At 70.3% G+C, this 10894-nt stretch carries 14 protein-coding genes and 1 tRNA gene; 6 read left to right on the plus strand and 9 right to left on the minus strand.

All coding sequences use genetic code 11. The features are described 5' to 3' along the window. A partial coding sequence (locus tag B9H04_RS16145; RefSeq protein WP_139835137.1) for a DUF7532 family protein occupies positions 1-278 on the minus strand: 278 nt, incomplete at its 3' end. 139 nt (positions 279-417) lie between these two features. Between B9H04_RS16145 and B9H04_RS16150 the strand changes: the two genes are divergently transcribed. Continuing rightward, a complete protein-coding gene (locus tag B9H04_RS16150; RefSeq protein WP_049932863.1) occupies positions 418-1428 on the plus strand; it encodes a PrsW family intramembrane metalloprotease in 1011 nt (336 codons plus the stop codon). A gap of 27 nt (positions 1429-1455) precedes the next feature. On the opposite strand, the gene B9H04_RS16155 is transcribed toward B9H04_RS16150, so the two are convergent. The 4 genes from B9H04_RS16155 to B9H04_RS16170 form a co-directional block, all read right to left on the minus strand. Continuing rightward, a complete protein-coding gene (locus B9H04_RS16155; RefSeq protein WP_049932862.1) occupies positions 1456-2433 on the minus strand; it encodes an ROK family protein in 978 nt (325 codons plus the stop codon). A 90-nt stretch (positions 2434-2523) separates the two neighbouring features. Beyond that, positions 2524-2982 carry a universal stress protein gene (locus tag B9H04_RS16160; RefSeq protein WP_049932861.1) on the minus strand — a complete coding sequence of 153 codons (459 nt, stop codon included), beginning with the start codon at positions 2980-2982 and terminating at the stop codon, positions 2524-2526. A 257-nt stretch (positions 2983-3239) separates the two neighbouring features. Further along, on the minus strand, positions 3240-3623 hold the full coding sequence (locus B9H04_RS16165; RefSeq protein WP_049932860.1) for a DUF5611 family protein: 384 nt from the start codon (positions 3621-3623) through the stop codon (positions 3240-3242). 86 nt (positions 3624-3709) lie between these two features. Beyond that, complete coding sequence (locus tag B9H04_RS16170) at positions 3710-4822, minus strand: DUF7093 family protein (protein ID WP_049932859.1); 1113 nt, start codon at positions 4820-4822, stop codon at positions 3710-3712. Between the two features lie 161 nt (positions 4823-4983). Here B9H04_RS16170 and B9H04_RS16175 point away from each other — a divergent pair, with 161 nt between their 5' ends. Beyond that, complete coding sequence (locus B9H04_RS16175; protein WP_049932858.1) at positions 4984-5298, plus strand: 2Fe-2S iron-sulfur cluster-binding protein; 315 nt, start codon at positions 4984-4986, stop codon at positions 5296-5298. 185 nt (positions 5299-5483) lie between these two features. Here the strand turns inward: B9H04_RS16175 and B9H04_RS16180 are convergent, their stop codons facing one another. Then, complete coding sequence (locus B9H04_RS16180) at positions 5484-5678, minus strand: cold-shock protein (RefSeq protein WP_004599158.1); 195 nt, start codon at positions 5676-5678, stop codon at positions 5484-5486. Between the two features lie 212 nt (positions 5679-5890). Here B9H04_RS16180 and B9H04_RS16185 point away from each other — a divergent pair, with 212 nt between their 5' ends. Further along, positions 5891-6448 (plus strand): hypothetical protein, encoded by a 558-nt coding sequence (locus B9H04_RS16185; protein ID WP_248648663.1) that lies wholly within the window; start codon positions 5891-5893, stop codon positions 6446-6448. A gap of 23 nt (positions 6449-6471) precedes the next feature. Here B9H04_RS16185 and B9H04_RS16190 read toward each other — a convergent pair whose 3' ends face one another. Together B9H04_RS16190 and B9H04_RS16195 are read right to left on the minus strand one after the other, a co-directional pair. Then, a complete protein-coding gene (locus B9H04_RS16190; protein WP_085682861.1) occupies positions 6472-7467 on the minus strand; it encodes a phosphotransferase family protein in 996 nt (331 codons plus the stop codon). Beyond that, positions 7464-8201: an HAD family hydrolase gene (locus B9H04_RS16195; RefSeq protein ID WP_085682862.1), complete on the minus strand. Its 738-nt coding sequence runs from the start codon at positions 8199-8201 to the stop codon at positions 7464-7466. Before B9H04_RS16195 ends, B9H04_RS16190 begins: the two co-directional genes overlap by 4 nt. A 60-nt stretch (positions 8202-8261) precedes the next feature. Between B9H04_RS16195 and B9H04_RS18875 the strand changes: the two genes are divergently transcribed. Next, positions 8262-8432 carry a hypothetical protein gene (locus tag B9H04_RS18875; protein WP_167373096.1) on the plus strand — a complete coding sequence of 57 codons (171 nt, stop codon included), beginning with the start codon at positions 8262-8264 and terminating at the stop codon, positions 8430-8432. Between the two features lie 41 nt (positions 8433-8473). On the opposite strand, the gene B9H04_RS16200 is transcribed toward B9H04_RS18875, so the two are convergent. Next, positions 8474-8547: transfer RNA gene (locus B9H04_RS16200), tRNA-Phe, on the minus strand. A gap of 218 nt (positions 8548-8765) precedes the next feature. Here B9H04_RS16200 and B9H04_RS16205 point away from each other — a divergent pair. Both B9H04_RS16205 and B9H04_RS16210 read left to right on the plus strand, forming a co-directional pair. Then, positions 8766-9374, plus strand: a complete 609-nt coding sequence (locus B9H04_RS16205; RefSeq protein ID WP_049932855.1) for a beta-class carbonic anhydrase — start codon at positions 8766-8768, stop codon at positions 9372-9374. Positions 9375-9503: 129 nt separating this feature from the next. Continuing rightward, the gene (locus B9H04_RS16210) at positions 9504-10652 is read left to right on the plus strand and encodes a DNA cytosine methyltransferase (protein WP_394296316.1); all 1149 of its coding nucleotides are present in this window, start codon (positions 9504-9506) and stop codon (positions 10650-10652) included. The last annotated feature ends 242 nt before the right edge of the window (positions 10653-10894 follow it).

Below are 10894 nucleotides of genomic sequence, written 5' to 3' on the forward strand. Positions count from 1 at the left end.
CAGAGGTGGATACGAGACCGGTCGAGCGAGAGGTACCCGCGGAGGTCGCTCCCGTGGGTGAACAGGTCCACGTCGGCGCTCGCGTGCTCCTGTCTCGACGGCGCGCTGTGCGCCATCTCCATGTCCGAGTAGTACGGGTCGTCGCCGTCGAAGAACTCCCGGAGGCGGTCGGCGTCGCGGGCGACGAGTTCGGCGACTCGATCCGAGGCGTCGGCGACGGCGTCGGCGTCCAGCCCGGCCTCCTTCAGGGCGCGCTGGACCCGCGGATCGAAGTGCATACCCGACCTTCGTCCGCCGCGGTTTCAATCCTGTCGGCCGCGGAGCGAGCGCGGTCGGTGACGCATCCCGCCCACCGGCCTCAGCGTGTCCGTCCGGTTCCGCCAATCCGTTAAGTCACCGGGGGGCGAAACGGGGGCCATGCCAAGCGACGAGGACCCGATCGCGTCTCGGGCCGACGACGACCGCGACCTCTACGATGTCGCGACGTGGGAGGAGCGCACCTCCCTCGACGGGCTGTCGGTCGCGCTGTACTGGCTCCTCACGCGCTCCGCGAAGGCCGGGGTCGTCCTCGTCGCGTTCGTCGGACTCTTGGCGATCCTCGGCTCGTTCGGACTCGGGCTCCTCTTCGACCCGGCCATCGCGGTCCTCCTCGGGCTCTCCGTGATCCCCGCTCTGGGGCTGGCCGCGTACGTGTACGTCTCGGACGTGACGACCGGCGAGCCGCTGTCGCTCCTCGTGGCGACGTTCCTCCTCTCTATCCTCACCGCGACGTTCGCGGCGATCCTGAACAGCGTGCTCCAGCCGTACTTCCGGCCGCTCGGCTTCCTCGGAATCGTCGTGTTCTTCTTCGTCGTCGTCGGCCCGATAGAGGAGTCGGTGAAGCTGCTCGCGGTGCGGCTGTACGCGTACACCGACGCCCGCTTCGACGCCGTCATCGACGGCGCCGTCTACGGCGCCATCGCGGGGCTCGGCTTCGTCGTCATCGAGAACTTCGTGTACATCGCCCAGAACGTCGACATGGCGGAGCTGACGGTCGGCATCGCGGCGCTGGGCGCCGGCGACGGCATCGCCGCGCTCCGGGCGCTCGCGGGACCGGGACACGTCGTCTACTCGGCGTTCGCGGGCTACTACCTCGGGCTCGCGAAGTTCAATCCCGGGAACCGCGGCCCGATCATCGTCAAGGGGCTCGTCCTCGCGGCGGCGATCCACGCGCTGTACAACACGCTCGTCGGTCCGGTGACCGGCGTCGCCGCGGGACTCTTCGGCCTCCCGCAGGTCCTCGCGCTGTTCGGCTTCGTCATCGTCTTCCAGGGCGCGTTCGGGTACGTCCTCCTCCGGAAGATCTGGCGGTACCGCGACGCGTACCTCGACACGCGCGACGCGGTCGGCGCCGACGTGGAACCGGAGCTCGACGAGTTCGAGCAGTAGCCCGCGGGCCGTCGTCGCCGCGCTCGGTCAGGGCGCGTTCTCGACGCGCGCCCGGTCGCCGGTCCCGCCCGTCAGCGCGCTCGCGAGGGCGCCTTTCACCACGACGTCGTCGCCGAGGTCGGTGAGCCGAACCTCCGGGACGTTGATGAACACCATCTCCGGGAGCTTCTCGCGGATCGGGTCGAGGACGCGGTCGGGGTTGTTGAGCGCGACCGCGCCGCCGACGCTCACGACGAGCGGCGCGTACGCGTGGATGATGTTGGCGATCCCCATGGCGTTCCAGTGGGCGACCTGGTCGATCACGTGGTCGGCGAAGGTGTCCTCGCCCGCCGCCTCGAACACGTCGACCGCGGAGAAGTCGGGATCCTCGATCGGGAGGATCGTCTCGATGGGGTCCTCCTCGTGGAGCTCCCGGGCGTACTTCGGGATGTTGTTGCCCGAGCAGTACCCCTCCCAGTGGCCGTCGAGCCCGCAGCCGCAGGTCATGAACCCGTGCGGGTCGACGGTCATGTGGCCGACCTCGCCGGCGTTGCCGTCCCACCCAGAGAGGACGTTCCCGTCGACGGCGACGCCCGCGCCGATCCCCGAGGAGATGGTGAGATACACCATGTCATCGGGGTTGCGCTCGGAGTGGAACCGCTCGCCGATGACGCCCGCGATGGTGTCGTTGTGGAGGTACACCTCGTCGGTGTCGAGCAGCCGACCGACCGGCCCGACGAGCGGGATGCGCTCGACCGTGTCCGGGAGGTTCGCGGGCCCCTGGACGACCCCCTCCGCCAGATCGAGCGGACCGATGGAGCCGATCCCGGCCGCGACCGCCTCGCTCGGCGCGATTCCCGCGTCCGTACAGGCCCCGCGGACCACCTCCAACACGGCCTCGGTGACGGCGATGCCGTTCGGTCCCCGCGGCGTACCCCGCGACGCGGAGCCGAGGACCGCCGCGCTCTCGTCGCCGACGGCCGCCCGGACGTTCGTCGCCCCGAGGTCGACGCCCACGTAGTACATCGGGTGTAAGCGCGGACCCGTCTCACTTAAGCGGGACGCTTCGCGCGGTCGACCGTGAATAACAAACGGGGTCCGTACCGCGAAACCGCGTTACGACGCCGGCTCGCGGACGAAGGTGACCGGGCACGGCGCCGAGAGCATGACCTCCTGCGCGACGCTGCCGAAGACGGCCTTCCCGGTCGGCGAGCGGTGCCGTCCGCCGACCACGACGCGGTCGGCTTCGAGGCCCTCGGCCGTCTCGACGACCTCGTCCGCGAGGTCTCCCACCGCGCCCCGGACGGAGTGTCGCACGCCGGCCTCGGAGAGCGCCTCCGAGAGCTTCCGGGTGGTGGTGTGTCGCTCCGCGATGGCGTCGGGCGTCGAGCTCTCGCTCTCCGGCTCAAACCCGAGCTTCGCGCTGGTCTCGTCGAACTCCTCCCTGTCGAACACGTGGGTCAACACGACCTCGGCGTCCGCCGGCTCGGCGACGGAGATGATCTCCTCGGCGAGCCGCTCGACGCGTTTCCCGTCCTCCGATCCGACCGCCAGCACGACCGTCTCAATGCTCATACACACCGTTTCGTCCCCGTACGTCTTAAAAGTGCCGGATTTTTAACTCAAATCTGAATAAACATTCACAAGATCGATCCTGACAGTCTCACCGCCGAGTGGAGCCGATTCTCGTCGGGCGATGACGCTTCCCGTGAGGAGGCGACGACGTTTCGAGGACGGTGACGACTCTCTCGCGGGGTTCAGTCGCGCGAGCGGGACGCTAGCGGGCTCCGCGCTTTCCTCGACGGACGAGAACCGGTCGCCGCAGAAACCGCTCAGTAATCGGGGGCGTCGTCCTCGACTTCGCGCTTCAGCGAGTCGCGGCGCGACTTCGCGTCGCGCCCGGTCGCCTCCAGGAGGAAGTCGTTTTTCGCGTCGACGGCGTCCGCGGCGGCGTCGGCGTTCCCCTCCGCGATGACGTCCTCGGCGGGGCGCTCCTCGAAGTGGACCGCCAGCTTGTCCTTCTTGCTCCCGTACTCGGCGGCGCCCGCGACGATGCGCTCGAACACCGGGTTGTCGGGGTCGGCGACGACGTACAGCTCGTGCCCCTCCCACTCCTCGGTGCCGGTGACCTCGCCGAAGTACTCCTCGATCGAACCCTTCAGGTCCGGCATGCGGTCGTCCAGATGCTCGCCGCGGCGCATCTTGTACTCCTTCATGCCGCGACCGTTCGACAGGCCGGCGTAAACCAGTTTCGTCACGGCCGCTCGGCGGGTTCGGCCCGAACGGCCCGCTTCCGCTCCGCCTACCGAGGACGCTCGTCGACGTACCCGCGCTTACACTCCGGACAGATGTCTCCCGCGCGCATCGAACTCCCGTCCGCCGCCCGGACCATCTCGCACTCGGGACAGTAGTACTCCGTCGGGGCGTCGTCGCCCACCGTCTCCAACTCGGGGCTCTCGCCCCGGGTGATCCCCGTCCCGCCCTCGCCGCCGGCGTCGAACGTGGCGCCCTCGCCGTCGTCGGGCGCCTCGACGTACTCCGTCGCCGATTCCTGCTCTTCCCGCCCGTCCGCGGCCTCCGGGGTGAGCCCGCCGCCGAACTCGACGTCGGCGTCACCGCCCTCACCGACCTCCGCGCTGAACCCCTCGTCTTCGCCGCCGTGATCGGGCCACGCGGTGGCTCCGTCGGCGCCGGCGTCCTCCTCGTCGACCTCCGGCCACGCGCCCCGCTCCCGGTCGTCGGCCGGCTCCTCGTCCTCGTCGAGGATCACGCCGTCGTCGCCCTCCGCGTCCGCGTCGTCGCCCGAGGGGGCACCGGACTCGGTCTCGGCCGGGGGCGACGGCGCGGACGCCGACTCGCCGCCCGCGCCCAACACCTCCGTGTCCTCGTCCGCCGGAGCTGCTCCGTCCGGCGAGCCCGCGTCGTCCGGCGCGTTCGGACCGTCCGCCGCGCCCGTCGCCGCGTCGACGCGGTCCGCGGCCGGAGCGGCGTCGGTCGGCCCCGCCGGCTCGTCGGCCGCGGCCCCGTCGTCGAGGATCACCGCGTCGTCGCTCCCGGCTCCGGGCTCCTCGTCGAGGGTCACGCCCTCGTCCGCCGTCCCGGCGTCGGCCGCACCGACCCCTCCCGACGCCGTGCCGGGTCCGGCGCCCTCCTCGGCAGCGTCCGGGGCGTCGTCGCGCGTCGGCGCCGCGGCCGACGCGCCGGCGGTCTCGCCGCCGGCGTTCGCGGCGGCCTCGTCCGCCAGCTGCTCCATCGTCGTCACCTCGGTATTCTCGCTGACGATCTGCGTCTCGCCGCAGCGAGCGCAGGTCTTCACCTCCTTGACGGTCGTGACGACCTCGTCGCCCTCCTCCTCGCGCTCGCGCTGGAGTTCGGGTTCGCCGAAGTCGTGTCCGAGCAGACACCTGAGTCCCATTGTGCCACCCTGCGGTGCCGAGGGTAAAAAACGCCCCGTCGGCGTCCGACGCTCGGCACACGACCGTTTCTGGGCGTGCCGCGGTCGGCGCTTGCGGTTCCGGTCGCCGCGCCCCGCGGACACAGACTCTTTTGTGGATCGCTCGCGTACCGTGAGTCGACATGCCTACTGTATCCTACAAGGGCGAGGAAATCGAGTGCGAGAAGGGCGCCAATCTGCGCGACGTGCTCAAAGAGGCCGGTCTCTCCGTCTACAACGGCAAGATGGAACAGCTCAACTGCCGCGGTTCCGGGTCGTGCGGCTCCTGTGCGGTCCAGGTCGACGGCGAGGTCAGCGAGCCGAGCAAGAAGGAGAAGGCCCGTCTCTGGCTCCCGCCGCACCACCCGAACCACGACGTCCGCCTCTCCTGTCAGACGAAAGTCGAGGGCGACGTCGAGGTGACGAAGGGCCGCGGGCTCTTCGGGCAACACATCTGAGCGCGGACGCGGTCGCTCTCATCTCTTCTCCGGGTACGACGCGCGCACGCGACGAGCGGGGCGCTCGTCGAGCGTAAAATACGACCGCGGCGGACGCGAGCCCGCGACGCGGACGAAAACGTTTGATACCGTGTGTCAGAGTCGCGTTCGGCGTCAGCCGGACCGACCCACCTTCTCGGATCGGCTTACTGCCGAACGACGTTCGTCGCGCGGGGACCCTTCTCGGAGGACTCGATGTCGAACTCGAGCTCCTGGCCCTCTTCGAGGTCCGGGCCGCCGACGTCTTCCATGTGGAAGAACACGTCGTCGTCCGCGTCGTCAGTCTCGATAAATCCGTAGCCGCCAGTGTCGTTGAAGAAATCAACCTTTCCGGTCGCCATTGCGAATAGAGGGAGGCCCTGTCGGGTCATAAGGATTGCGAGTGTACAGTTACCACGACTCTCTCTAGACGATCGTTTCCGAATAATCGAAACTTTATGAGCGAACACTGCCCGAACGACAGATTCGCGGCGCGAGCGAGACCGGATCGTGTCGTTCTTCGGCGCCCCACCGGACGCCGACGTTTATATTCCTCGGCGCGGAAGCGACCAACGTGTCACACGAGTACCAAGCGGACGGCCCCGCCCTCACGCTCCGCGAGAACGGTCCCGCGCTGCTGGTCCCCGCGGCGTGGGGCGTCGCCGCGGCGACGGTCCTCGGTGCGGTCTCCCTCCACGCGCTGTTCGTCGCGCACGTCGTCATGAGCGCCCTGCTCGTCGCCTTCGTCGTCGCCTCGTGGCGCGACATGGCGACGGGAGTCCTCCGCGCGTGGAAGCTGGTGATCCTCGCGGGGACCCCGGTCACGCTCGCGGGCGTCCTCGGGTTCCTCGCACGCGACGGGGCCGGGCTCGCGGCCGCGCTCCCGACCGGCGCGCTCCTCGCCGTCGCCTTCTACGGCTGGATGCTCCTGCCCGCGCCGGCGTTCCTCTACACGGGGCTTCGCGACGCGACGGCCCCGCGCTCGACCGTCCACCACGCCGCGGCCGCGTGTTCGGTCGTGGGCGCGGTCGTCGCCGCGTTCGCCGGCTCCGCGGCGGGGACGGTCGCGGGCATCGCGCTCGTCGGCCTCGGCCAGACCGCCGGCATCCTCGCGGCCACGGCGCTGTACTGACCGGCGCCTCGTCTCGGAGTGGTCTATCCGGGTCCGTTGTCCAGCGCGCGCCGAAGCGCCCGTCGGTGGAACTCGACCGCCGCGTCGCGGTCGACCGGCGGATAGCGCGGGTTCGTCACCACGCCCTCGCCGTCGACGACCGCGCTCGCGACGGCCGCGGCGCGGTGGGCACGCTCGACGCGCGGGAGCGGCGCGACGGATTCGTAGCCGTCGCGGAACGCCTGCCTGAGCGGCCCGGTCTCGGCCGCGGGCACGTACCAGTCGACGACGAGGTGTTCGGTCTTCGCGACCGACACGCCACGCGGGGCGGCCAGCGGCGCCTCCCAGTCGAGGACGGCCGTCACCGCGCCGTCCGCGACGAGGGCGTTCCCCGGGCGGAAGTCCCACGGGAACAGCCGCGGATCGGTGTCGCACGCGGTCGACTCCCGGAACGCGTCCCGAAGCCGAGCGCGGAGCCCGTCAAACTCCTCGGGGAGCCGGTCGGCGTGTCGCTCCCCGAACTCCCGGAGCCACTCGTCGGCGCCGACCGGATTGCGGACGGACAGCGACGCGGCGCGTCCGAGGACCGACTCCGCCTCGATCGCTCCGTCGCCCGCCGCGCCGTCGACCGCGAGCCGCCCGCACCCCGAGAACCGAAACGGCTCGTGGAGCGCCGCGAGCCAGCGGCCGAACGCCCGCGCGACCCCCCGCCGGTCCGCCGGACCGAGGTCGACGAACGCCTCGTGGAGGTCGCGGCCGTCGACCAGCGGCGTCACGAACCACCCCGTCCCGTCGGCGCCACCCTCGCCGAGCGGCCGGGGAACTGGCACGTCCGTCCGATCGCCGATCGCCGTCAGCAGCGCCGCCTCGGTCCGGGTCGCGGCCGGCGTTTCGGAGCGTTGGACGACCACCGGCGCGGCGCTCTCGAATCGCACCACCTCCGTCCGCTTGCGGTTCCCCCGCCCGAGCGGTTCGACGCTCGCGACCGTCGCCCCCGGTCTCGCCTTGGCGAGGGCGCGACCCCTGACCGCGTCGCTCACCGACTCTCCTCCGGCTCGGTCGCCGCTGCTTCGCCTCCGGGCTCGCGGCCGTCGGCTCCGCGCCCCTCGGCCAGCAGGTCCGCGATCTCCGCTAACGAGTCGACGACGTGGTCCGGCCCGTACGCGCCGGGCGCGTCGTCGGGACTCGCGCGGAGCCACGCGGACCGGAGCCCGGCGTTGTGCGCGCCCGCGACGTCGTACGACAGCGAGTTCCCGACGTACAGCGTCTCTTCGGCATCAACCGACAGCGCCGCGGTCAGCCGCTCGAACGGTTCCGCGTGCGGCTTCCGGCGGGGCAGGTCCCCGGCGTACACGATCGCGTCGACGAGGTCGTCCAACCCGAGCGCCTCGATCTTCGCCCGCTGTCGGTCCTCGGGACCGTTCGTGAGCACGCCCACGGGACCCGCCGCCGCCGCGGCCGCCAGCGCCTCGGTCGCGCCCGGCAGGTACGCCACCCGCGACTCGTCCGCGACCGCCTCGAACGCCGCCGCGAGCGCGACGGGGTCCACGTCTCTCCCGTGTTGCGCCGCCAACCGCGCGAACCCCGCGCCGCGGTAGCCGACGCGATCGTCGGGGTCCGGCGGGCCGGCGAGGAGGGGCCACAGCTCCTCCGGCTCGCCGAACGGCTCCACGCCCGCCTCCTCGAACGCCCGGCGGTAGAGGGCGTCCACGTCGTGGTCGTGGCGGCACAGCGTGTCGTCGAGGTCGAACGCCACCGCCGCGAACCGGCGCATGGACGATCGGAGGCGCCGCGCGGCGAAGTCGGTTGCGCCGAGGCGCCCGTACGCCCGGCGATGACCGATCCCGACGACACCCACGACTGCGAGACCTGCGGCGCGAGCGTCGCCGCCGCGGACGCGCGCCGGTCCGAGCCGTTCGGCGATCTGGATCCCGACACCTGGCAGACGCTGAACTGCCCGCACTGCGGCGACCGCCTCGCGACCGTCCTCGTCGACGACGAGTGACCCGCGGTCGTCCGCTCGCTGTCGCTCGCGGGTTCAGAATATGCCGCCTCCCCGATTTGAACGGGGGACAGCTCGATCTTCAGTCGAGTGCTCTCCCAGTCTGAGCTAAGGCGGCTCGCACTCACATCAATGCCGATTCGGGACAAAAGGATTTCGAAAGGCCGCGGGCGGACCGCCTCGGTCGACGCCTCGACCCGCCCGCGTCGGTCGAATCCGGATCGACCGATCTGCCACGCGTCCTCGATATCGGACGATATCGCCGCCGATCCGCGTCGACGGCGGGGATCTCGGTTTTCGCAACGATCCCTTTTGTCCCACCCCTCCGATCGAGCGATGCCATCGCACGACCACGCCGACCACGACGCGCACCACGAACATCTCGACGCCGCGGTCGACGAGCGCGACGACTGGGCGCGCCGCCGCCGGAAAGGGATCCCGACCGATAAGAACCTCCTCGTCGTCGCCTGTATGGACGAGCGAATCCCGATCGAGGAGGCGCTCGGCATCGACCTCGGCGACGCGCAGGTGTTCCGCAACGCCGGCGGGAAGGTGACCGACGACGTGATCCGGTCGGCCGCGCTCACGACGAACTTCTTCGACACCGACGAGATCGTCGTTATTAACCACACCGACTGCGGGATGATGAGCGCGCCCGACGAGGCGATCCGCGAGGGGCTCGAAGCCGAGACGGGCGACATCGACGCCGCGGACCTCGACCCGTCGCTGCCGGAGCTCACGATCGGCGACGCCGACCTCCTCGACTGGGTGAAGATGACCGACGACATCGACGCGGCCTGCGCCGCGCAGGTCGAGTACCTCCGCGAGTCCGCGTTCATCCCGGACGACACCACCGTCTCCGGCTACGTCTACGAGGTCGAGTCCGGCGAGCTCCGCCGCCCCGACGAGCGGATCGCCGAGGAGATCAGCGAGCGGCGGGCCTGACGCCGGACGACGACGCGCCGGCCGCCAGCGAACCTGCCGTCCCGGCCTGAGGTGTGACGCTTTTATGCGCCCGCGGCGAATCGAGGCACGAAATGGATCGAGCACGCGTGTCCCCGCATCGCCGAGGTGATCCCGGTGGGCGCTGACGCCGACGCTGACGCGCCGGTGGTCGCCGGCTTCTTCTCCGGCTGCGGCGGCCTCGACTTGGGATTCGAGCGGGCGGGCTTCGACGTGGCCCTCGGGAGCGACCAGTGGGAGCCCGCGGCGGAGACGTACCGACGGAACTTCGCCGACACCGAGTTCCTCGAAGGGGACGTGCGCGAACTTGACGCCCCGGCGATCCGCGAGGCGGCCGCGGGCGCGGGCTACGACCCTGACGGCGTCGACGTGGTGATCGGCGGGCCGCCCTGTCAGGGGTTCAGCCGGCTCAACAACGAGCAGATCGAGCTCGACGAGATGGAGAAGGACCGCCGGAACACGCTGTTCGAGGAGTTCCTCCGGGTCGTCTCCGTCCTCGAACCACAGTTGGTGTTGATGGAGAACGTCCGCGACCTGATCAACCGCCAGACCAGCGACGACCGGTACGTGAAAGACCTCATCGTCGACGAGTTCGCGGCGCACGGCTACAAGTGCGAGTACCGAGTGCTGGAGGCCGAACAGTACGGCGTCCCCCAGAAGCGCCGCCGGATCTTCTTCATGGGCACCAATCGCGACGTGCCGATCCGCTTTCCTGAGCCGACGACGCCCGAGGGGCACTGGCGCACCGCCGGCGAGGCGCTCGCGGACGCGACCGACGACCTCCCGAACATGATGTACGCCGACACCGGCGAGAAGACGCTCGAACGCATCCGTCACGTTCCCCCGGGCGGTTACTACCGCGACCTCCCCGACCGGCTGAAGACGAAGAAGTACAAGTGCGACTGCGAGGACACCGACACCTGCCCGCACGAGCCGGAGATCGTCAAGCGGTACGGGACGTACCTCCGCCGGCTCGACCCCGAGGAGCCGTCGCTGACGGTGAGCACGAACGTCTTCATCCACCCCAGTGAGGACCGGTACCTCACGCCCCGCGAGATGGCTCGGCTCCAGACGTTCCCCGACGAGTTCGTCTTCGAGGGGACGAAGACCGACGTGATGAAACAGATCGGCAACGCCGTCCCGGTCCGGCTCGGCGAGGAGCTGGCGACGCAGCTGCTGGAGTACTACCCCGAGATCCGGGACGCGCCCCCCGCCGACCCCGACGTGTACGAACAGCAGTCGCTGACTGACTTGGCCTGAGATCGTTTTTAAATAGTGATCGGTGGTGCGGTGCGGAATTTCAAAATCCTGGCGGTCTATTTATAAACAGGCGCCGGTGGATCAGTGGTGAACACCTCCAAAGTCCCAGCCGGGAGGCGGGCGCACGCTCGCTGCGCTCCTCGTCACTCCGTTCGCTCCCTCACTGCGGTGCTTGCGTCACCTGCGCCCGCCTCCCGGCTGGGACTTTGGAGGTGTTCACCTGTCTCTTATCCCCATCTGAC

The organism is Halorubrum ezzemoulense DSM 17463 (assembly GCF_002114285.1).
Lineage (GTDB): Archaea > Halobacteriota > Halobacteria > Halobacteriales > Haloferacaceae > Halorubrum > Halorubrum ezzemoulense.

Bases quoted from the DNA above. Each gene is read 5' to 3' on its own strand.
- B9H04_RS16150 (WP_049932863.1), top strand. From the start codon at position 418: ATGCCAAGCGACGAGGACCCGATCGCGTCTCGGGCCGACGACGACCGC.
- B9H04_RS16155 (WP_049932862.1), bottom strand. From the start codon at position 2,433: ATGTACTACGTGGGCGTCGACCTCGGGGCGACGAACGTCCGGGCGGCC.
- B9H04_RS16160 (WP_049932861.1), bottom strand. From the start codon at position 2,982: ATGAGCATTGAGACGGTCGTGCTGGCGGTCGGATCGGAGGACGGGAAA.
- B9H04_RS16165 (WP_049932860.1), bottom strand. From the start codon at position 3,623: ATGAAGGAGTACAAGATGCGCCGCGGCGAGCATCTGGACGACCGCATG.
- B9H04_RS16170 (WP_049932859.1), bottom strand. From the start codon at position 4,822: ATGGGACTCAGGTGTCTGCTCGGACACGACTTCGGCGAACCCGAACTC.
- B9H04_RS16175 (WP_049932858.1), top strand. From the start codon at position 4,984: ATGCCTACTGTATCCTACAAGGGCGAGGAAATCGAGTGCGAGAAGGGC.
- B9H04_RS16180 (WP_004599158.1), bottom strand. From the start codon at position 5,678: ATGGCGACCGGAAAGGTTGATTTCTTCAACGACACTGGCGGCTACGGA.
- B9H04_RS16195 (WP_085682862.1), bottom strand. From the start codon at position 8,201: ATGCGCCGGTTCGCGGCGGTGGCGTTCGACCTCGACGACACGCTGTGC.
- B9H04_RS18875 (WP_167373096.1), top strand. From the start codon at position 8,262: ATGACCGATCCCGACGACACCCACGACTGCGAGACCTGCGGCGCGAGC.
- B9H04_RS16205 (WP_049932855.1), top strand. From the start codon at position 8,766: ATGCCATCGCACGACCACGCCGACCACGACGCGCACCACGAACATCTC.